This is a genomic window from Nostoc sp. C96, assembly GCF_059384975.1.
The window spans coordinates 89338-111641 of the sequence record NZ_CM182020.1; the positions used below are offsets into that span (position 1 = coordinate 89338).

The window sequence follows — 22304 nt, forward strand, 5'->3', positions numbered from 1 at the left end:
TCAGCATCATCAATTCTGCGATCGCCAAAAGGGAACAGATCATCAGAAAATCCCCATAATTAAATTAGGGGATTTGTCAGATAATTAATGCTCAAACTATTGAGATACTTTATTGATCTACAGTAGCGCTATGCCCACGCTTCTTCCTTTTGATTAAACTACCCAAACCCATCACAGCACCGATACCTAAAATAGTTGATGGCTCTGGAACTTTGGTAACGACAAAATCAAGATTGTAGTTCTGTATCCCCTGAACAGTTTCCTGAATCCAGAAAGTGTAAGTACCAGCGCCAAGTTTACCATTAGGGAAACCGACAAAGGTAGCTCCTTGAATTGATGCTGCTACACCCAAATCATCTAAGACATTATTTCCAACTTGTGTTCCAGATGCTGCACCAATTAAAGCTGCACCCAGTAATGGCGGTGTGTTAGTAGTGATAGTTGTAGGTGCAATACTAGAACCTGTTTGCACAGCTAAAAATCCTTGATTGGAGCCTACCCCATCTAGCCCAACATAGTTAGCTAAGTTAATTCGACTCAGTTCATAACCAACAGGAATAGTGAAGGTAAAGAAATCTCTGTCAAGATTTGGATTACCAGTGGTTGAGCCAGTAATCTGGTTAGATCCATCTAACAGATTCAATACTGTTGGGTTTAAGCTGTCACCAGACAATTCGCCGTTAATAGCTTCGTTATATACAAAGCTTGCTGCATAAGCATTAGGAGCAAAAACTAAAATTGCTCCCAGTCCTAGAAATAAGCTTTTCATTTATCTGCCTCTGGTGTAGTTGAAGTTAGGTAATTGAGCTAAAAATTTACTTTTCTAGAAAGTATTTTTCTTAAGCTATGGCACTTTTAAACTACAAAATTACTCATGATATTTTTTGATTGTTAACTGTTAATAGTAAGCAGTTAACAACCAGCCAAGAAAGATATGTAATTTACGTATGTCTCAGTGTAATAGCTTAAGCCCCAGAGTAATTTTAGAGCAAATTAGTAAAGGTAAATTTAAGGAATTAGTCAAAAATACGGCTATTAAACTTAGTTTTGTAGTTTTTTAGTAAAGACTAACGTTTTAATATCAAAAAATATCAAAATTTATAACTCTTGTTTTATGGGTTTTTGGATTCATTAGTCTCCTGGGGTTGTGCTGGCTCAGAGACAACAACAACTCGACCATTTTTTACCACTGTAGAATTTTTAGCAGTAGTCTTGCTGTGGTTGGCTGGCTCATCTTGGCACTGCTGTTGATAAGAAATATTTTGTTCCTGTTGTTGGCTGAGAAGCACGACACAACTGGAGCAGGAAACTGTAGACATGAGTTTAACTTGAGTTCTATATCTATTATCGCGCCTATTTGATGATACTCACAGGAATTAAGCACAAAGATTATCTGTAGAGATGGGGGGTAGGGATGGTCATTTCAGATAGCCTGCAAAAAGTTTGATTTAGGTGCTTTCTTAATCTAGTGTTTGTGCCTAGAGATTGTGTCATAGCTGTCTTGATGACATGTAGAGTCAGTGCGATCGCTTGACTGCAAACATAGTTTTTTCACAAAAGTCTTCCCACAGACACATATCTGACAACATTTCACTAAATAAATGATACGAATAATTTCTCCTCCGCCCCTCTGCTCCCCTGCCCACGCCAGTCGCTACAAGTCGGGAAACCCGCCGACACTTGCTACAACGGAGGTTCCCTCCGCAACGCAGTGTCTCCCCAACGCGCTGCCTCCCCTGCGGTCTATTTGTATCAAACTTAAAGTGAAACGGTATGAGTCAGGGTGAACATAACGCCAATATTTAAGACAGAAATACGGCGTTGCTGAATGAAGGGATGAATCGATTTATGTAGGTACAGTTTGATACTTCAAATAATGAAGTAATAATTTAACCGAGTATCTCAGCATTTCTTCTGTCTTGGAATAGCATAAAGTTTTTCGGTGAAGGCGTGCTAAATAATGTCTAAGCCTAGTGTTTTCATTTTCAACTCGTGTCATATATGTTTTACTGACAATTTGGTCTCCATCTGGAATAAAGCTTGGGTAAACTTTCCAGCCATCTGTCACATAAAAATAGCTTTTCCATTGTTTAGCAATTTTCCACAATGGCTCAAAAGTTTCGGCACTATGGTCTCCCAAAACCCAGGCTAAAATACCTTGAGTAAAGTGATTTACTGCTGTCCATAACCAAATTTTGTTTTTTTTGAACCAACAAATGTCTCTAATTCATCAAGTTCTCCAACTTCTGGAATTACATCTTCTTTCGGTACGTCCGGAAGTTTCTCTCCCAATTGTTTGACCCAATAAATAATAGTAGTATGATGTACTCCTTTGACTCGTTCAATCCCACGAAAACCCATACCGTTAAGGTACATTTTTAAGCATTCTTGTTTCAATTCCTCAGAATATCCTTTTGGTGGCTCGTACAAATCAATAAATTGGCGAGCGCATGATACGCAAATGTGATTTTGTTTACTTCTTCGCTTTCCGTTCTTACGAATTTTCGTAGATCCGCAGTATGGACATTGCACAGTAGATACCCTCAAGTCATCCCTCTATTATGCAACGCCAGAAATACCACCGAAGTATTATTTCTTTTGAGGTTTAACTTTTGTCCTGCAAAACCTTCTATATTAACGATCGCATCCCCATATAACCTTGATAATTCTGGATTTATCAATAACTTATGAAAAAATTGCTGAAATACCTAAGTTTAGGGCTGTTATCCACAGTTTTATCAGCTACTCCTAGCTGGGGAGCCGAGCGCATTAGCTTATTTTATCCTCCGTTTGGAGAATTTTCTTTATCTACTGATGCGTTAGAAGCCTTTGCCAAAGAAGGTAAAATTACTGGGGAGTTGGACACCTATGCCCAGCGTGCCACACCTCAACAACTGGCGCAACTACGAGAATTACTACAACAGCGATTTAGTGCCACACCTACTTTAGTATCACAGTTTACTTATTCACCTATAGGAGAACAAGTAGTCAAACGTTTAGGAGAATTAATCCTCACCGAATCTCGTCAAAATGGTTTTTATGCCCTGCGGGCTGCGTTTATTTTAGCAGCAGCCGACTCTAAGGAGGGTTTGACTGTTGTCAACATTATACGTAAATTTCCTTCACCAACTATTAAATTAAACTTTGAAGAAGGAGTTAAGATAGTCAATAATTTATCGGAATTACTTAAAGACAGAGATGCCGCTGTGGCATATTTGCAAAAACAAGCGATCGCCCAAACCAGCAACGCAAACATAGATTTTTCCCAAAAGCCAGATTTACGCCAGCCAGGAAAATTGCAGTTTCAAAAACTTTACTTTGAGTTAAATGACGCTAAACGCGATCGTCGTTTGCCAGTAGATGTTTATGTACCACAAACCAAATCCTCAACACCTTTTCCCTTAATTGTGATTTCTCATGGTTTAGCTTCAGACCGCTATGCCTTAGCTTATTTAGCGCAACATTTGGTTTCCTATGGCTTTGCCGTCGCTGTATTGGAACATCCTGGTAGTAATGCCGAACGCTTTCAACAATACTTTGCCGGTTTAGCCGGGCCACCACAACCTAGAGAATTTATTGACAGACCATTAGATGTCAAGTTTGTACTTGATGAACTCCAACGTTTAGAAACATTCAATTCTAGCCTCAAAGGGAAACTCAACTTTCAGCAAGTTGGACTGATTGGACATTCATTTGGTGGCTACACAGTTTTAACTTTAGCAGGAGCAAAACTGAACTTTGCCCAGCTACGTCGGGATTGTTATCCCAATAGATCATTGAATTTATCTCTATTGTTGCAATGCCAAGCAGCTGAGTTGCCACCAACAGATTATGCGCTACAAGATCCGCGGATTAAGGCTGTGATGGCCATTAATCCCATTAACAGTTCTGTCTTGGGTGAAACTGGTATCAGTCAAATCAAAATTCCCGCGATGTTAGTCACAGGTAGCCAAGATATTTTCGCCCCCGCAATCCCAGAACAAATTCGCCCCTTTACTTGGCTGGCTGAACCTAACAAATATTTAGTGTTAATTGAGAATGCTACCCATTTTTCCGCTTTACAAGAGTCAACTCCAGAAAATAATGTTTTGCCTGTACCATCTGGCTTATTAGGGCCAGATCCTGCTCCAGTTTATTCTTACTTGAAAGCCCTAAGTGTAGCTTTTATGGAAACTAATCTCTTAAATAATGATGAATATCGCCCCTATTTGCAGCCAGCATATACTCAATATATTAGTCAAGCTCCACTTAATATGACTCTGTTAAGTTCCTTGAGTACAGAGCAATTAGCGCAAGCCTTAAAAAATGGCACAGACAAAAAATCAAACTAGTCTAAATAGCAAATTCTATTTATGTAAAGCATATTTAGGTCTAGCGACCAATTCTTTAAATTTATGTTGACTGGCAAATTGCATTAACCCATCCATACATTCAGTAAAGCTATCAAAAACATAGTCAATTAACACTAATGCTTTAGCTTTCTGCTCTGCATTCAATTCAATATTGACCAGACAACTTTCACTATTGTTATCTTCTAATGCAAATTGAAAATGTGCATTTTCTACATTTAAATGGTGTGGACTAACATAGAAGTACTTTTTATTGGTTTTGGCTCTTAATTCTTCACCGACCTGTGCCATTGCCTGCTGTGCCTTACTTCCTGTGGCTTCAATTGCTGCAATAATTACTATTTTTAGTGCTATGTCAGTTTCATAACGACACATTGCTACTAAATTATTAGAAAGACGGCGAGTTTTAATTGTTTTCTCACTCCAAACGAACTTGAGAAAATCACTGAATCGCATTACCTGATCAATCTCTAGTGATTCTAAATCTTTGAGATACCATTTCCAGTGACTACCATCTTCAATTGCGTGCTGATTAATCAATTTTTGTAGCGGATGATCACTCACACTATTTTGAAGTATGTCATTATTCAAATCTTTAAAACTCATGGCAAAATGTGCCAGACAAGGGAACCAAACTAATCGCTGATGAGGGTCAATGTTGCTATTTGTTAGGAATTGAAAAAAAGGTAATTGGGAGAATTTTTTTTCTTGTTGTTTAATATATTCTAGAATGTCTTGCATATTCTTCTCTTTTTTGTTGGACTTTATAATTTTGGCAACAAGAATTTAGTTGAAACTTGGCTAAGTTCAACAATACTTGCAAAATAGCAATTACTGTAGAGATGCAAAATATTGCCCCTCTGAAATATTGACCATATCCCTATTTCAATCTGAAGTTAGATACAGGAATTGAGGTGATTTGAGAAATAAAATTTATAGAGCTACGTGGACTTCGAGCTTTAAAAGATGAAACTTTGATGAATAATAAAGTAATGATTAACAGTCTATAGTTAATATAAATAATGGCTTTGAAAAAAAGCAATAGTGTTCTAGTAAATTCATGTATTTTTTACAAATACTTGTAGGAATTTACTTAAGTAAATCACACAGATCATATTGCTGATGAGGGGAAATCGCAGTTATACAAACAAAATCCTAGTTTTTCGTTGCTATATCTCTACGAGGGAAGTTTGTGTAAAGTTTATGTAAAAACCTATACGTGGAATACGAGATATTCTGTGATTCTGATTTTATCAGTGTTGAGGCGATCGCTCTAGAGAAGATGCAAAGTTCATTAAATTTAATCAACCTCATGATCAGCCTGCTGCCAAAACATATATAATTTCAGGCAATGCAAAGTTTAGCTTGACCACTGAAAATTTTCCATAAATTTAAGGCTATGATTTCTCAAGATTATGATTCAATCTATGCTGTTGATGACCTGCTTAGAAAAATCAGAATTAAGGAAAGTCAATTAAAAATCGCCCAGGAATCACAGATGCTTTATACATCTGAAGCATTAAACAATCAAATATCAAATTTGCGTCGTCAGCTATCTGAGGCACAAGACCCAGAAATGCAAGCCTTGATGAGTTTGTTGGATGATTGAATTTGTCAGAATCTTGGATTTACAGCAGTGAACAAGGCTGAACAGCTTTGAGTTTCTGCTTTTGTTTGACTTGCAATCTGGTGTAGGTAGAGAGACGCTGTTGATTGCGTCTCTACCATGAAAAATTGCCGATGTGAAACTAAATTAAACTTTTTTCAACCAGCTAAACATTGCCCGTAGGTCTTTACCGACTACTTCAATGGGGTGTTCGGCTTCTTGACGACGCATTGCCGTAAATCCAGGTTTACCAGATTGGTTCTCTAAAACGAATTCACGAGCAAATTGTCCTGATTGAATTTCGCGGAGAATTTTCCGCATTTCCGCTTTGGTTTGTTCGTTGACAACTCTAGGGCCACGGGTATAGTCGCCATATTCTGCAGTGTTGGAAATGCTATCGCGCATTGTGGCTAAACCACCTTCTACAACCAAGTCAACAATCAATTTAACTTCGTGCAGACATTCAAAATAAGCTAATTCTGGTTGATAACCAGCTTCGACTAAGGTTTCAAAACCAGCTTTGATTAAGGCGCTCAAACCGCCACATAATACTGCTTGTTCCCCAAACAAATCGGTTTCAGTTTCTTCGCGGAAAGTGGTTTCGAGAATGCCCGCACGTGTGCCACCGATACCTCTAGCGTAAGCCATTGCGCGATCGCGTGCCTGACCACTAGCATTTTGATAAACAGCAAACAACGCAGGTACGCCTTGTCCTTGTTCATAAGTCCGGCGCACTAAATGACCAGGGCCTTTGGGCGCTACCATCACCACATCTACCTCAGCAGGTGGGACAACTTGCCCAAAATGAATGTTAAAGCCGTGGGCAAAAGCCACTACATTTCCAGCTTCTAAATTAGGTTCAATTTCGTTTTTGTAAACTGTTTTTTGTACTTCATCGGGTAACAAAATCATGATGAAGTCAGCGGCTTTAGCTGCATCTGCAACATTTTTCACGGTTAAGCCAGCGGCTTCGGCTTTTTGTGCTGACTTGCTTCCTGGATATAGCCCGACAATCACATTCAAACCGCTATCTTTTAAATTCAGGGCATGAGCATGACCTTGGGAACCATAGCCGATAATAGCAATAGTTTTTCCAGCCAAAAGGTCTAAATTGGCATCTTCGTCATAGTACATCCGGGCCATAGAAGCATCTCCTGTCAGCAAGCATCACAATTATTTATAGGCAGGTTTTTGATCTTACCTTAAATTGTGTAACTAAAGATAAGCTAAGAAACATCAAAATTTCTCTGTTATCGATGATGATCTTGGGACTTGTTTCTTTGTACCTGGATTAATTTGCTGCCATATTCCTAGTCGTTTATTTTTAGCATTGGCTTGAGCGATTAAATATTGAGTTTTAGTTTCTTGGCAGTTGTAGATAGAATCTTGATCAACAACAGCATTACCTTCGGCAACTAAGCGGAGATTGACTGACTGATTATCGACAAATATTTCGCCAGTAATGCGATCGCCTTCATCTTCTGTAACTCTTCTAATCACTATCGCATTACCTGTTGGTAATAGTTGTTTGAGTTTCTGCGTTGCGGCTGAACTATCAGGTTTTTGTCTTGCATTCGGTAAATTAACACAAGCCAGTTTGACTGTCTGAATTTGTCCTGTATCGTTTTTGACGCGAATTATATTGCTATCTCCGACTCCAACTACTGTCGCCAAAACTAAAAGTAGCTCTATTAAATTCATATTTTTTAAAATGGGTATTTTTTTACACCGCAACCTTGAGTCTATTTCAGTAATCTGGTAGTTCCTGTGATTTATCTCACATACACAAATTTGACAAAATAGTTGTTACATAAATCGCAACAATATCTAACTTAAAAACTTTCCTCGGCAATACTGAGATTAATTCCATCCATCCCCGGTGAGATTATGAATTTTTCTCTGCCACTACCCCGCAAATCTGCCTTATTTATGAGTGCTTTGCTAGGAGGAGTTGTTTTCACTAGTTGTGCTGCACAAAATAATTTATCTACCAAATCATTGCCGCCACTGGCAGAGCAAAACCAAGCTGCACCAGCCGCTGATATTACAGGTAATGTTGCCCAAAAAGTAGAAGCTGCGTCAGTACTCCGTGCGCGTCCTCAATTAATTAAAAAGGCAGCAATAAAAATAGTTGTGAACTCTGTGGAGCAAAGTATTGATGCAGTTTCACAAATTATCGCCAAACAACAAGGTGATTTAATTGGGTTAAACGAACGCCAACCAACTCAAGAAAACTCACGTCATACTGCATCTATCCAACTGCGAGTTCCCCAAAACTTATTGGAACCAACATTAGAAGAACTAGCTAAATTAGGTACAATAGAAAGTCGTAGTATTACAGCAGAAGATGTAGGCGATCGCTTGGTAGATTTCCAAGCTAGATTAACTAATCTGCGTAAAACTGAAGCTAATTTACAAAAAATTATGGATCGGGCTGGCTCTGTACGAGATGTGTTAAGTGTGGCTCAAGAACTTAGTCAAGTCCGGCAATCTATCGAGCAAATTGATGCTCAACTCAAAAACTTACAAAATCAAGTTGCCTATTCCACCATTACGCTAAACCTCGAAGCAGCTGTATCTAGTGCTAGTCCCCAACGCGCGGTAGGTTCACAAATTCAGGAAACTTGGAACAAGTCTACCCAATCTTTAGGCGGGTTTACCATTGGTTTATTAAAGTTGGGTATATGGTTAATAGTTTACACACCTTATTTGTTGATTTTGGCGGCGGGTGTTTACGGCGTTATTCGTTGGCGGCGCACCCATAGACCCCAAGAAACTAGAAATTAAGAGCTTTGAGTGTTGACTCTTTAAGAGGATTGTACCGATTAACACGAAATAATGAGCCAGATGAATGCCAAGATCAAAAAAGAAAGCCCTAGGGTATTGAAAGTACTATGCCAGAAATACACCAATCTATTGCACAGCACTACCACGAACGTACTAAATATGACCCTGATACCCTAGCCTCAAAAAACCAAAGGCTAGACTGGGCTAAACAGCCAGTACCTTTTAAAGAGTATAAAATTGGCTCGGCTTTTGATCTTAAACCTTACCTGCAAGAATCATTAGAACCCCTTGCTGCTCAACAAGAAGATGCTCAATGGTGGCAAAGGCTATCTCGGTTACTGTTTCGCAGCTACGGATTAACGGCGAGAATGCCTTCTATGGGAAGTGCGGTGTATTTGCGTTCCGCACCCAGCGCTGGCGGGTTATATCCGGCTGAGGTGTATATAGTATCTCGCGGTACGCCGTTCTTACCAGCAGGACTTTATAACTATCAGTGTCGTACTCATTCACTGATGTTGTATTGGGAGAATGATGTGTGGCAAGCTTTACAAGATGCTTGTTTCTGGCACCCCGCTTTAGAAGGTACCCAATTGGCAATTGTGGTGACTGGGGTTTTTTATCGTTCAGCTTGGCGCTATGAAGATCGAGCTTATCGGCGAATTTTTCTCGATACAGGCCATCTTTTGGGAAATATTGAGTTAGCGAGCGCTATTACTGATTATCGCCCACACTTGATTGGTGGTTTTATCGATGATGCGGTCAATGACTTGTTATATATTGACCCACAACAAGAAGGTGCGATCGCTGTCCTCGCTCTGGCAGACTTATTAGATATCAAACAAAATTTGTCTACAGGATGTACGGCTTTACCTTCAGCTACAGAAACTAACTATCCCCATGTCCCTGACGGCGAATTGCTGAAATATTTCCATCGTCACACCCAAATTCAGCCAGGTGTCACAGGCAAACTGAATTTACCCGCCGTCAAACAAGAAAAGTCTTTGGAAGATAAATATAATTTTCCCTTCTGTCTGAAAATTCCCACTGCTACCACACCAATAGAGTGGGGCGAAAATCTCTTCAATTTGGAATTAACCATCCATAAACGCCGTTCTACCCGTGCTTACAGTGGTGATGATTTAACCTTTGATGAACTCAAAGCTTTACTTGATTTCACTTACCAACCCCAAAATTACATTGAGCAACACCTTGACCGGACTCCCGATTACTTTGACCTCAACTTAATTGAAACATTTATTGCTGTCAGTGGTGTCAAAGGTTTGGAATCTGGCTGTTATTATTACGCACCCAAAGCTCAAGAGTTACGCCAAATTCGGTTTAAAAACTTCCGCCGCGAGTTACACTTTCTGTGTTTGGGCCAAGATTTAGGCAGAGATGCCGCCGCAGTTGTTTTTCATACCGCAGATCTCAAAGCTGCCATTGCTCAGTACGGCGATCGCGTTTATCGTTATTTACACATGGATGCTGGGCATTTAGGTCAACGCTTAAACTTAGCCGCAGTTAATCTTAATTTAGGTGTTAGTGGTATTGGTGGCTTCTTTGACGACCAAGTAAACGAAGTGTTAGGTATTCCTATTGATGAGGCTGTCATCTACATCACTACGTTGGGAAAACCAAGATAAAACAAACTCTACCAACACAGAGAGAAATTTTTAGTCATCTCTGTGTTCTCTTGTTTAGTTTTATTAAGAATATAAAACAGAATATTTTTCTGAGAAAACGTTTAAAACAGCAATTTATGAATGTAACTAATTTAGTCTAAAAAATATTAATAAATATATGAATAATGAATTCTTATTTACTAATAATCCTTCTCCGATTTGGATCTACGATAGAGAAACTCTTAAATTTCTCAATGTCAATGAAGCAGCAATTAGTAAATATGGTTATTCAAAAGTACAATTTCTGCAAATGCAAATTACTGACTTATACCATGTAGAACATTTGCCTGCTTTATTAGAAAACTTGTCTAATTATCAGTATGATTTAAATTTTCATCATCAATGTCGGCATTGTTGTCAAGATGGCAAATATATTGATGTTGAAACCGTAACTTATGCTATAGAATATGAGCATAAAAACTCTCATTTAGTTTATATCCAAGACATCACAGAGCGTAAAGCAATAGAGGATAATCTTCTAGCAAGTGAAGCAATGTTTCGAGCCGTTGCAGAAAGAATTCCTGCCCCTTTAATGATTTCTAGATTATCTGATGGTTTAATTTTAAATGCTAATCAAGAGTTTTTCAAAGCATTTCGATGCGAGTCATTGGATATAATAAATTGTCCAGTTACAGATATCTATCATGATATAAATGAATCTCAAAACCTATTAACAGAATTAGAGGAGCAAGGCTCATTACATAATTATGAAATTATGCTCAAAAGAGCAGACGGAAGTACATTTTGGGCTATTGCTTCACTTCAGCATTTAGTATTTAATGGTGAGTCAGCGATTTTATCTGTATTGTCTGATATCACCGAACACAAGAATACAGAAACACACCTCAAAGAGCAAAATGAATTTCTGCAAAGTATTTTTGAGCGCATTCCATTAATGATTGCCTTGATTAATCCAGCAGGTCAATTAGAATGGGTGAATCAAGAATGGGAGAAAATTATTGGGTGGAAGCTGGAAGATTTTCCAAGTTGTGATTTGCTCACATCAATATATCCTAATGCTGAAGACCGTCAATATGTAATTAATTTTGTGCAGTCAGCAGACCAAACTTGGGATGATTTTAAAACTAAAGTGAGAGATGGTCGAATTGTTGATACATCTTGGACTAATATTAGACTTCCTAATAAACAAATCATGGGTATCGGGCAGGATATCACATATCGCAAGCAAACTGAGAGGGCATTAAAAACTCAGTTAGAAAGAGAACAATTAATGCGAACTGTGGTGCAGAGAATTCATCAATCTTTAAATTTGCAAGATATTCTTGACGCTACAGTTCAAGAAGTAAGACATTTGCTACAAGTCGAGCGAGTAATTGTTTATCAATTTGCCCCTGATATGAGTGGTAAAGTCGTAGCAGAATCGGTAGAATCTGGGTGGAAAGTATCTTTAGGTGTACAAATAGAAGATACTTGTTTTCAGACAGGAAGAGGAGTAGATTATCATCAAGGGCGAAAACGCGCGATCGCCGATATCTACCAAGCTGGACTTACGAATTGTCATATTCATCTATTAGAACAATTTGAAGTCAAAGCTAATTTAGTTGTACCTATTTTATTAGAATTAGGTGGCGAAAACATTGGCTCTCGCCTTTGGGGTTTACTGGTGGCGCATCAATGTTCTAGTCCACGGGAATGGGAAGAAAATCAGTTAGACTTGCTTGATCAACTTTCAGTGACAATTGCGATCGCTATTCAAAAATCTAGTATATTTCAACAAGCTCAAACAGAATTAGTCGAACGACAAAAAGCCGAAAAGCAACTGAGAAGCGCCTTAGCTGAAAAAGAAATTCTTTTGAAAGAAGTACATCATCGCGTCAAGAATAACTTGCAAATTGTCTCAAGTTTATTACAACTCCAATCTCAAACTCTCAAAGACCCAGAAGTAATTAGAGTTTTTCAAGATAGTCAAAATCGGATTGATTCTATCTCATTAATTCATAAAAATTTATATACATCACCGAATATTGGGGAATTAGATGTAGTTGACTATATCCAGACTTTAGCAACTAGTATTTTAATTTCTTACCAAATCGGGTTAGAAAGAATTGACTTAAAAACTAATATTGCCGCAGTTAGCCTGAATGTTGATCAAGCGATCGCTTGTGGTTTGATTATTAATGAATTAATTTCTAACTGTCTCAAACATGCTTTTCCCAATGAGGAGGAGGGAAGTATAACTATTACATTACAGAATATTCAGGATCAGATCGAAATGTCTATTCAAGACAATGGTGTTGGGATACCCAATGATTTAGATTGGAATAATAGTAGTTCTTTAGGTTTATCTTTAGTTTATGACTTAGTTACAGAACAGCTTGAAGGCAGCATGACTTTAGAACGTCATCATGGTACAAAGTTTACAATTAAATTTCCCCAGTTCATTTTGCAGTAATATTTCCAATGGAGCAAGTGAGAATTTTAGTCGTAGAAGATGAAGTTATAGTTGCCAGAACCATTGCTAACCAACTGAATCAACTAGGATATACAGTAATTGGAACAGCTTCTTCCGGCCAAGTTGCCATTGCTAAAGCCTTAGAAGGCAAACCTGAATTAGTTTTAATGGATGTCATCTTAAAAGGTGAGATGGATGGCATTACAGCAGCATCTCAGATTCGTGAGCAGTTAGATATCCCAGTAATATTTCTGACTGCTTATGGCGATGATAATACAGTACAACGTGCGAAAACTACGCAACCATTTGGATATGTCATTAAACCCTTCACTCCTAAAGATTTGCGGATAGCCATTGAAATTGGCTTATTAAAACACGCATTAGAACGGGATTTACGCGAAAATCGAGACCGATTAGCTACACTTTTAAACTCAATGAGTGATGCTGTTATTGCCACAAATGAACAAGGAATGGTGACATTTGTCAACCCAGCAGCAGAGTCGCTAACTGGTTGGAAGCAAGCAGATGCTTTGGGGAAAGATGTATCTAAAATTTTTCAGCTAGTTGATGAAGTTACAGAAACTTCTTTAGAAAACCCTGTAGCAAAAGTTCTCAGAGAGCGACAGGTGATATATTTAAATGACTTTACATCACTGATTACGAAAAATGGTTCTAGAGTTCCCATTGGTGATAGTGCTTCTCCCATTATGCGGCAGCCTGGACAGATAAATGGTGTAGTAGTTGTTTTTTGGGATCTCAGCGAACGAAGACAAGCGCAATTACTTGAACAAGCATTGCATAAAGAGCGAGAAGTTAATCAACTTAAATCTCTATTTATTTCGACTGTTTCGCATGAATTTCGTAATCCTTTAAGTGTGATTCAATCATCAGTTGAATTGATTGAACTGCAAGGAGAAAATTTAACTATAGAGAAAAGAAAGACCTATTTAAAACGAATTAATAGTGCAGTGCAATCCATGAAACAACTTATGGAAGATGTGCTGTTTATGGGTAAATCAGATGCAGGTAAATTGGAGTGTCATCCTAGTTTTATAAATTTGCAAGAATTTTGTCAAGAATTGCTTGCCGAATTTACCACCATTAATCCTAGAGGCGCAGAAATTATTTTTAAATGTCATAGCGATCGCACAGAGGCGTGCATGGATGAGCAACTGTTACGTTACATATTTACGAATTTGCTCAATAACGCTGTAAAATACTCTCCAGCAAGTGGTATCATTTCATTTGATTTAACTTGTGACCTAATTGATAAAGTAGCTATTTTCCGCATTCAAGACCACGGAATTGGTATCCCGGAAGCCGACCAAATTCGACTTTTTGAATCATTTTACCGAGCTTCTAATGTACAATCCATTCCAGGTACAGGACTAGGATTAGTGATCGTGAAAAAGTGTGTAGAAGCACATCAAGGCCAAATCAGTATCAACAGTCAAGCTGGTGTTGGTAGTACATTCACAATTACTTTGCCGTTAAATTATCCAAACAAAATTCAGTAGTTACAATTTAGAAGTTAGAATTGAATTCTGTCTAACTTTTTGTTCCCTATTACCTTGTCTCCACAGAATAAATTTTTTAACTGAAATATATTACCTGAAAATTACCAAATCTTCATGTATTTGAAGAGCAATTTATCTTTTAATTTCAGACGATTGGGAACATTAAAATAAGTCGGATCAGCAAAGTATTACCTATGAGCGAGAAATCTCCTACTTCCAAGACTTGTGCTTGTCGCCATCTTGCACGCTGCCAAACGAAGGAAGCAGGCAGACTTTTTCTCTGGTTTCCCATTCCTCATACCCTCACAAAAGTTACAACCTATCTGCGGCAGTTTGCGCTGAAGTATGAACTGATGCAAGAGCGTCCAGGGCTAAGTTTAGAGTGTAAACCCGGACAAGCTCAAGAAATTGCCTACAACTTAGCCCAACTTTTAGCACCAAGAGAATTAAAAGAAACGCAAGTCTTGTTTATTCGTGGCGCACTTCAACCACAACTGCAAGATTTTAGTGACATTGCCTCATTGCAACGCTTCATTACATTCAATCAATCTGAGTGGCTAGTAAATATGCTGGCAAAGGAACGATTTACTACACACTTTCAACCCATCGTCTCAATTCAAAATACATCCGAAATTTATGGTTATGAATCGCTATTACGAGGGCTAGATGAAGAAGGTAATTTATTATCACCAGGGCCAATCTTGGAATTAGCTACGGAAGCCGGACTGTTACCACAACTCGACCGACTCGCTCGCCTGAGTACAATAGCTCAATTTAGCCGTCATCAAGTCAACGGGAAAATCTTCGTCAATTTTACACCAACAGCACTTTATGACCCCGCTTCTTGTCTACGTAGTACAGTCGAAGCAATTGATCAAGCAGGTATTGCTCACGATCAGGTTGTCTTTGAAGTTGTAGAGTCAGACAATCCACAAGATTTAGCCCATCTCCAGGCGGTGTTGCAATACTATCGAGATAGGGGGTTTTTAGTTGCCCTGGATGACCTTGGCTCTGGTTATTCCGGTTTAAACTTATTGCACCAGTTACGTCCCGACTTTATTAAGTTAGACATAGAGTTAATTCGAGATGTGCATCAAGATTTGTACAAAGCCTCAATTACCGAGAAAATTATCGAGATTGCCCACAAGTTAAACATCCTGACAGTTGCGGAAGGAATTGAGTCCATTGAAGAACTGAACTGGCTACGAGAAAAAGGTGCAACCTTTGCTCAAGGCTATTTAATCGCTCAACCTGATCCTGTACCTGTGACTCACACTCCACATTTTGAGGCGATCGCTTTAACTTTAGCATCGGCAACCGAGCAACCAATCCAGCAACAAGTGCAACACCAAAGTGACTCCGAACGGATTGTTGCTGCTGTTACCCAGCGTATCCGACAATCTTTAGAATTAGACGAGATTTTGCAAACCACAGCCGATGAAGTCCGACAACTATTTGTTGTAGACCGCGTGGTAATTTATCAGTTTGAGCCAGACTGGAGTGGTTTAGTAGCTGTAGAGTCCTTAGCACCTGGGTGTATATCCATTCTCGGATTTAATGTGATGGATACATGCTTTCAGTCCACTCGCGCAGATTACTACCAACAGGGCAATACAAGAGCTATGGAAAATATTGAAACCGCAGCGCTATCGCCTTGTCATATTGAACTATTGCAGAGTTTACAAATTCGGGCAAACTTGGTCGTACCGATTTTGCAACAAGAGCGTTTATGGGGATTATTAATTGCTCATCAATGTAGTAGCACCAGACAATGGCAGCAATCAGAAATTAACTTATTTAACCAGTTAGCCGGACAAGCTGCGATCGCTATTCACCAGTCGGAACTATACCATCAATTACAACAAGCAAACCAAGAATTACAGCGCCTTGCTGCTTCTGATGGTTTAACCCAAGTGGCAAATCGGCGCTGCTTTGACGACACACTCAACACCGAGTGGCAAAGATTAGCCAGGGAACAAGCCTGTTTATCCTTAATTTTGTGTGATGTCGATTGTTTTAAGTTGTATAACGATACCTATGGACACCTAGCAGGAGATGATGTTCTCAGACAGGTAGCCCAGGCAATTTCCATGACTGTGAAACGCCCTGCGGATTTAGTTGCTCGGTATGGTGGTGAAGAATTTGCCGTCATTTTGCCCAATACAGATGCTGAAGGTGCGATCGCCGTTGCTACAGAAATTCAAAATAATATCCGTGCATTGCAATTGCTACAACCAAATTCTCAGGTAAATCAAATCATCACTCTCAGTTTAGGTGTCGCAACCATTATTCCCGATAGTCAATCATCCCCAGCGACTTTAATTGCTGCTGCTGATCAAGGACTCTATCAGGCAAAAGCCCAAGGCAGAAATTGTATAGTGCAGATGAACTGTGAAGCATAACTGTTTAGTTTACTCAATTTCCACAATCACTGGTGTGTGGTCGCTGGGTTGGGTCAATTTTCTGGGGTTAACATCAATGATGCAACTTTTGGCACGCTCATACAAAACTGGTGTGAGATAGTGATGGTCAATTCGCCAACCCAAGTTGCGGCGAAAGGCGGCTGTGCGATAATCCCACCAACTATAATGACCACCTTCAGTAGTAAATTTGCGAAAAGCATCGGCAAAGCCTAATTCCAGAATATCTCGTAAGGCTTGGCGTTCTGTCTGTGATGCCATAATGTGGTTTTCTGGATTTACTTTGTCGTGAATATCTATCGATTCCAGCGCAATATTGAAGTCGCCACAGATGCAAATGGCTGGTTGAGATTTAAGCAGAAATTGTAAATACTCCCGTAAAATAGTCAACCAGCGTAACTTAAATTCATATTTTTCACTGCCAATTGCAGAACCGTTAGGCACATATAAATTTACAATCTGAATGCCATCAATCACACCTGTAATTACGCGTTTCTGCTCATCCCATTCTGGTTCTAAGTGAGGCAATATGGCGGTGAATCCAGATGAAACATCTGTTAATGGTTGACGGGAGATTAGAGCTACACCGTTATAAGCTTTTTGTCCTGATATGTAGAGGTGATAGCCTAATTCTGTAAAGGGCGATCGCGGAAAGTCGGCATCTATGACTTTCGTCTCTTGCAAACAAAGCACATCTACAGGATTCTCACTCAACCAATTGATCACCTGTTCTAGACGAGTGCGAATCGAATTAACATTCCAAGTAACAATTTTCATTTAGTTATTTATCGAATTAATGCGTGATATTCTCAATTATCAAAATTTTAGTATTATTTAATCTTTATGTTAATGATCCTCGCAATTGCCTATTTTTGTACAGTTTGACATTTCTATAAAATTGATCCCGGCTAGTATTTTTAGTATTTCCGGCTACAAAATCTGCATTTTTGTAAGTTCTGCTACAAAATAGTCTAGTTAATTCTGATCCCCAAGATAGATGAAATTCAATGAAGGTGAGCTATATTTTATAGGGGTAGGCACTTAGTGTCTACAACATAGTAAATGGTCTTAAATGTATTGGTAGACTTGGACATTACTGTTAACTAATGTTGCACTCTTCAGAGTCAGTTAAGTTAATTGAAATCTTAAAAGAGTCAGTAAAAATGCTTTGTCTTCTAGAAAAGATTTTACTAATCTTTACAAAAAGACTTTCTTAGAGTCCGAACCAAAACAACTTATGAAAATCGCTCAGGTAGCCCCCTTATGGGAACAAGTTCCACCTCCAAATTATGGGGGAATTGAACTGGTAGTGAGTCGCTTGACCGATGAATTAGTGCGTCGCGGCCATGAAGTAACTTTATTTGCTTCTGGAGATTCACAAACTCTGGCTCGTTTAGCAGCAATTTATCCACGCGCTTTACGTTTAGACAGTGATGTCAAAGAGTATGCAGTGTATGAAATGTTAGAACTGAGCCAAGCTTATCAACAAGCTGCGGAATTCGATATCATTCATTCTCATGTGGGAATTGCGGCATTAGCCTTGGCGAGTTTGGTTTCCACTCCCAGTGTGCATACTCTGCACGGCAATTTTACAAAAGATAACATTAACGTATACAGTCATCACCAAAAGCAAGCGTACGTCAGCATTAGTAATGCCCAAAGGCAAATTAATTTAAATTATGTTGCCACCGTCTATAACGGAATTCAGCTTACAGATTATCCGTTTATAGCCCAACCAAAAGAACCGCCATATTTGGCATTCTTGGGACGTTTTTCTCCCGAAAAAGGGCCACACCAAGCGATCGCAATTGCGAAGCAAACTGGCTGGCGCTTAAAAATGGCCGGAAAAGTTGATGTAGCCGACTCGAAGTTTTTTGAACAAGAGATTGCCCCTCAAATAGATGGTCAGCAAATTGAATATCTCGGTGAAATTAACCACACCGCAAAAGCTGAACTTCTCGGCAATGCTGCAATTACTCTTTTCCCTATTTCTTGGCAAGAACCTTTTGGTTTGGTGATGATTGAATCAATGGCCACTGGTACACCAGTAATTGCCATAAATTTAGGTTCTGTACCGGAGGTTATTGTTCAAGGTCAAACAGGTTTTATCTGCCAAAACTATGAAGAAATGGCAGCCATGATTCCCGCAGCTTTGAAACTAAATCGCCACACTTGTAGAGAACACGTCAAAAACAAATTTAGCGTTACTCAAATGGTAGACAGTTACGAAGCAGTCTACAAACAAATTATAAAAAATCGCATCAACCTCAACGGTTACATCCATGCCGCTAAAGTTCGGCAATAATTTACAACCTTTTTACCTGCGTTTTAACATCAATCTTATTTTAAGGAGGACATTGGAATGAGTATGCGAGCCAACAATTGCCCATGTTGCGGTGGTTCCCTACTGCGTCATGTCCGTCATGGTGAACTATATTGGTTTTGCCTGTCGTGCCGACAAGAAGTACCGCTGTTAACAGTTAATCGCTTAAATAATGGAGAAACCCGGAATACAGGAGTGCTGACACCACCAAAGATCAATACTTAAGTCTTGTGGTTGCAAAAGAATTCAAAAGTCAGAATTCAAAAGTAAAACAAGCTTGGCTATTTTAGTATGTAAGTCTCCACCTGATAAAATCAGGTGGAGCTTTTGAATTGGGTCACAAGCCTTGTTAGCAGCATTACTTTATGGCCAGGAAGATTTACGGTTAGAGCAAGTCGCTGACCCCACACCAGCAGCTGGTGAAGTTGTCATTCAAGTGGGTGCAGCGACAACTTGTGGTACAGATTTGAAAGTGTGGCGGCGTGGTGGTCATGCCAAGATGTTGAAACCACCGACGCTGTTTGGTCATGAAGCAGCCGGAATAATTGTGGCGGTGGGTGCAGGTGTCAGCAATTGGCAAGTAGGCGATCGCGTCGTGGCAAATAATTCTGCGCCCTGCATGAAATGCTTTTTTTGTCAATGCCAAGAGTATTCCTTATGCCCTAATTTGACTTGGAATAATGGCACATTTGCCGAATACCTCAAAATTCCTGCACCCATCGTTCAGCATAATTTATTGCATCTTCCTGATGAATTGCCCTTTGAGTTGGCGGCGATGACAGAACCATTAGCTTGTGTATTACATGGTGTCGCCCGTTCCCATATCAAACCCAAAGATAAAGTAGTTGTGTTGGGAGATGGGGCGATTGGTTTAATGTTTGTCGCCGCATTAGCTGATACATCTGAAGTAATACTGTGGGGCGGAAATGACCACAGGCTAGAAATTGGTCAAAAACTCGGCGCAGCCAACACATTTAACTATCATCAAATGACTGATATTCCTGGTGTGGTGAAAGAACTTACCCAAGGCTGGGGTGCAGATGTGGTGATTGAAGCCACTGGTATACCTAGTGTATGGGAAACTGCGATCGCCTGCGCCCGTCCGGGTGCAACAGTCAACTTATTCGGCGGCTGTCCCAGAGATACGACCATTACCGTGAATACAGAACAATTGCACTACAGCGAACTTACTATCAAAGGCGTATTTCACAACACACCTAAATATGTGCGATCGGCACTTTCAATGATATCTAGTCGCAAAATACCTTTAGAATTACTCATCAGTGAAAGGCGACCTTTAAAGGATTTAGAACAAGTTTTTCAGGATATGAAAGCGCGTCAGGTAATTAAAGTAGCAATGGTTTGTACTCAGGACTGAATTTCTCGATGATTGACCATGATCGTTTATTTAAAGAACTTCTTTCTAACTTCTTCCCTGAATTTATCGAGTTATTTTTTCCCGATGTCAGTGCTTATTGGGAGCGAGACTCTATCGAGTTTTTACCACAAGAAGTATTTACAGATGTGACTGAGGGAGAGCGTAAAATACTCGATGTAGCCGCTAAAGTTGCATTTAGAAATCAAAATACTTTATTCATCATCCACACTGAACATCAATCTTATTCACAAACTAATTTTAATCAGCGAATGTTTACATACTTCGCTCGACTGCATGAAAAATATGCGCTACCTATATATCCTATAGTCATTTATTCCCACGACACACCACAAACACCAGAACCAAATTCATACCGTATTGATTTTCCCAACAAAAAGGTGCTGGAATTTAATTATGACGTTGTGCAATTAAATCAATTGAGATGGCAAGACTTTCTCAATCAAAGAAATCCTGTCGCTAGTGCTTTGATAGCTAAAATGCGGATGAATGTTCAAGAACGCCCAATAGTAAAACTAACGTCCTTACAATTACTGGCGAACTTAGAACTCAACCCAGCACAAGTACAATTGATATCAGGGTTTATTGATACATATCTCGATTTGAACGCTCAAGAAGAAAGAATATTTCAAGAGCAACTTGCTAGTATTGAACCACAGCAGGAGGAAAGAGTTATGCAAATCGTTACTAGTTGGATGAAACAAGGAATACAACAAGGAATACAACAAGGAGAAACAAAGCTGATTTTACGCCAACTTAACCGCCGTTTAGGTGAAGTGAATCCGCAACTGCAAGCACAAATTCAAGGCTTATCAACTGCGGAGTTAGAAGATTTGGGTGAAGCTTTGCTTAATTTTACAACCACTACTGATTTAGAAGCTTGGTTTGATAATAGATAGTTAAGTAGTTATGCAAATCGTTACCAGTTGGATGAGACAAGGAATACAACAAGGAGAAGCAAAGCTGATTTTACGCCAACTTAACCGCCGTTTAGGTGAAGTGAATCCGCAATTGCAAGCACAAATTCAAGGCTTATCAACTGCGGAGTTAGAAGATTTGGGTGAGGCTTTGCTTAATTTTACAACTACTACTGATTTAGAAGCTTGGTTTGAAAATAGATAGTTAAAATAACTGGATTAGAACGGAGTGCCTTTTTCTTTTCGTTGGCGTTGCAATGCGTCTTCATACCACTCCAATTCCTGTAAAAATTGACCGACTCTCTTACTCAAACTGGTTTCCCGTGGAGTACCTGATTCATCTAAAGAGTCGCCAATTTTAGAGATAGCAAACATGGTGGAAATAGTAACCATTCCCATCTCTCCTAGAAACGAGCGTAACTGTATAGCGGCGCGTACACCGCCAAAGCCACCAGATGAGTAGGAGACAATACCAGCTGGACGGAAATAGTATTCTTCAAGATAATGATCCATCAGATTACTCAACCCTGGCTGAATGGAATGATTGTATTCTCCGGTAATCACGACAAAACCGTCGGCGGTGCGGATATGTTCTGCCAATTCTGCCATTTTTGCCGGAGCCTGACCTTGAGCATACTCCTTGTACATCCTATCTAAGATGCCAAAGTCATACTCCATAGCATCGACAAAAATTACTTCATGATTTCTTTGCTGGAGTTGATCAATGATAAATCTAGCAGCTTTGATGCCTTGGCGATCGCTCCTGTAGGAACCGTAGAAAACTAATGTTTTAAACATAGTAAGTAGGGAATGGGGTTAGGGATTAAAAGACTTTCATAAATTCATTGTGAAATTTACTTAAAAATACTACTTTATCGTCCCTAGTCTCTAGCC

The 22304-nt window shown here is 39.3% G+C and carries 20 protein-coding genes; 12 read left to right on the forward strand and 8 right to left on the reverse strand.

Annotated features, from left to right (window positions below):
* Positions 1 to 109 precede the first annotated feature (109 nt).
* From AC504W_RS00390 to AC504W_RS00400, 3 genes are all read right to left on the reverse strand, one after another.
* Positions 110 to 769, reverse strand: a complete 660-nt coding sequence (locus tag AC504W_RS00390) for a PEP-CTERM sorting domain-containing protein (RefSeq protein WP_494875653.1) — start codon at positions 767 to 769, stop codon at positions 110 to 112.
* Between the two features lie 343 nt (positions 770 to 1112).
* Positions 1113 to 1319: a hypothetical protein gene (locus tag AC504W_RS00395; RefSeq protein ID WP_494875655.1), complete on the reverse strand. Its 207-nt coding sequence runs from the start codon at positions 1317 to 1319 to the stop codon at positions 1113 to 1115.
* A 527-nt stretch (positions 1320 to 1846) separates the two neighbouring features.
* Positions 1847 to 2532 (reverse strand): IS1 family transposase gene (locus AC504W_RS00400; protein ID WP_494873060.1). Its coding sequence is split into 2 segments (ribosomal slippage): positions 1847 to 2193 and positions 2193 to 2532, totalling 687 coding nucleotides; the frame shifts between segments, so codons are not numbered across the junction.
* Between the two features lie 155 nt (positions 2533 to 2687).
* On the opposite strand from AC504W_RS00400, the gene AC504W_RS00405 reads away from it, so the two are divergent.
* On the forward strand, positions 2688 to 4331 hold the full coding sequence (locus tag AC504W_RS00405; RefSeq protein WP_494875656.1) for an alpha/beta hydrolase: 1644 nt from the start codon (positions 2688 to 2690) through the stop codon (positions 4329 to 4331).
* Between the two features lie 15 nt (positions 4332 to 4346).
* On the opposite strand, the gene AC504W_RS00410 is transcribed toward AC504W_RS00405, so the two are convergent.
* Positions 4347 to 5090: a hypothetical protein gene (locus AC504W_RS00410; RefSeq protein WP_494875657.1), complete on the reverse strand. Its 744-nt coding sequence runs from the start codon at positions 5088 to 5090 to the stop codon at positions 4347 to 4349.
* 658 nt (positions 5091 to 5748) lie between these two features.
* On the opposite strand from AC504W_RS00410, the gene AC504W_RS00415 reads away from it, so the two are divergent.
* Complete coding sequence (locus AC504W_RS00415; protein ID WP_494875658.1) at positions 5749 to 5958, forward strand: hypothetical protein; 210 nt, start codon at positions 5749 to 5751, stop codon at positions 5956 to 5958.
* A 144-nt stretch (positions 5959 to 6102) separates the two neighbouring features.
* Here AC504W_RS00415 and ilvC read toward each other — a convergent pair whose 3' ends face one another.
* Together ilvC and AC504W_RS00425 are read right to left on the reverse strand one after the other, a co-directional pair.
* Positions 6103 to 7098: a ketol-acid reductoisomerase gene (gene ilvC / locus AC504W_RS00420; protein ID WP_096582157.1), complete on the reverse strand. Its 996-nt coding sequence runs from the start codon at positions 7096 to 7098 to the stop codon at positions 6103 to 6105.
* A 93-nt stretch (positions 7099 to 7191) separates the two neighbouring features.
* Positions 7192 to 7656: a thermonuclease family protein gene (locus AC504W_RS00425; RefSeq protein ID WP_494875659.1), complete on the reverse strand. Its 465-nt coding sequence runs from the start codon at positions 7654 to 7656 to the stop codon at positions 7192 to 7194.
* A 186-nt stretch (positions 7657 to 7842) separates the two neighbouring features.
* On the opposite strand from AC504W_RS00425, the gene AC504W_RS00430 reads away from it, so the two are divergent.
* From AC504W_RS00430 to AC504W_RS00450, 5 genes are all read left to right on the forward strand, one after another.
* Positions 7843 to 8742, forward strand: a complete 900-nt coding sequence (locus AC504W_RS00430) for a DUF4349 domain-containing protein (RefSeq protein WP_494875660.1) — start codon at positions 7843 to 7845, stop codon at positions 8740 to 8742.
* 107 nt (positions 8743 to 8849) lie between these two features.
* Entirely contained in the window at positions 8850 to 10385 is a 1536-nt protein-coding gene (locus tag AC504W_RS00435; RefSeq protein ID WP_494875661.1) for a SagB/ThcOx family dehydrogenase, read from the forward strand.
* Between the two features lie 157 nt (positions 10386 to 10542).
* Positions 10543 to 12837 carry a PAS domain-containing sensor histidine kinase gene (locus AC504W_RS00440; protein WP_494875663.1) on the forward strand — a complete coding sequence of 765 codons (2295 nt, stop codon included), beginning with the start codon at positions 10543 to 10545 and terminating at the stop codon, positions 12835 to 12837.
* A gap of 8 nt (positions 12838 to 12845) precedes the next feature.
* Positions 12846 to 14354 carry a hybrid sensor histidine kinase/response regulator gene (locus AC504W_RS00445; RefSeq protein WP_494875664.1) on the forward strand — a complete coding sequence of 503 codons (1509 nt, stop codon included), beginning with the start codon at positions 12846 to 12848 and terminating at the stop codon, positions 14352 to 14354.
* A 194-nt stretch (positions 14355 to 14548) separates the two neighbouring features.
* Positions 14549 to 16756: an EAL domain-containing protein gene (locus tag AC504W_RS00450; RefSeq protein WP_494875666.1), complete on the forward strand. Its 2208-nt coding sequence runs from the start codon at positions 14549 to 14551 to the stop codon at positions 16754 to 16756.
* Between the two features lie 9 nt (positions 16757 to 16765).
* Here the strand turns inward: AC504W_RS00450 and xth are convergent, their stop codons facing one another.
* The gene (gene xth, locus AC504W_RS00455) at positions 16766 to 17551 is read right to left on the reverse strand and encodes an exodeoxyribonuclease III (RefSeq protein ID WP_494875668.1); all 786 of its coding nucleotides are present in this window, start codon (positions 17549 to 17551) and stop codon (positions 16766 to 16768) included.
* Between the two features lie 460 nt (positions 17552 to 18011).
* On the opposite strand from xth, the gene AC504W_RS00460 reads away from it, so the two are divergent.
* The 5 genes from AC504W_RS00460 (at position 18012) to AC504W_RS00480 (ending at position 21615) form a co-directional block, all read left to right on the forward strand.
* Positions 18012 to 19079 carry a glycosyltransferase family 4 protein gene (locus AC504W_RS00460; protein WP_494875669.1) on the forward strand — a complete coding sequence of 356 codons (1068 nt, stop codon included), beginning with the start codon at positions 18012 to 18014 and terminating at the stop codon, positions 19077 to 19079.
* A 57-nt stretch (positions 19080 to 19136) separates the two neighbouring features.
* Positions 19137 to 19322, forward strand: a complete 186-nt coding sequence (locus AC504W_RS00465) for a hypothetical protein (RefSeq protein ID WP_096582175.1) — start codon at positions 19137 to 19139, stop codon at positions 19320 to 19322.
* Positions 19323 to 19443: 121 nt separating this feature from the next.
* A complete protein-coding gene (locus AC504W_RS00470; RefSeq protein ID WP_494875670.1) occupies positions 19444 to 20475 on the forward strand; it encodes a zinc-dependent alcohol dehydrogenase in 1032 nt (343 codons plus the stop codon).
* Positions 20476 to 20483: 8 nt separating this feature from the next.
* Positions 20484 to 21392 (forward strand): Rpn family recombination-promoting nuclease/putative transposase, encoded by a 909-nt coding sequence (locus tag AC504W_RS00475; RefSeq protein ID WP_494875671.1) that lies wholly within the window; start codon positions 20484 to 20486, stop codon positions 21390 to 21392.
* Positions 21393 to 21402: 10 nt separating this feature from the next.
* Entirely contained in the window at positions 21403 to 21615 is a 213-nt protein-coding gene (locus AC504W_RS00480; protein ID WP_494875672.1) for a DUF4351 domain-containing protein, read from the forward strand.
* 14 nt (positions 21616 to 21629) lie between these two features.
* Here AC504W_RS00480 and AC504W_RS00485 read toward each other — a convergent pair whose 3' ends face one another.
* Positions 21630 to 22208: an NADPH-dependent FMN reductase gene (locus tag AC504W_RS00485; RefSeq protein WP_494875674.1), complete on the reverse strand. Its 579-nt coding sequence runs from the start codon at positions 22206 to 22208 to the stop codon at positions 21630 to 21632.
* Positions 22209 to 22304 lie beyond the last annotated feature (96 nt).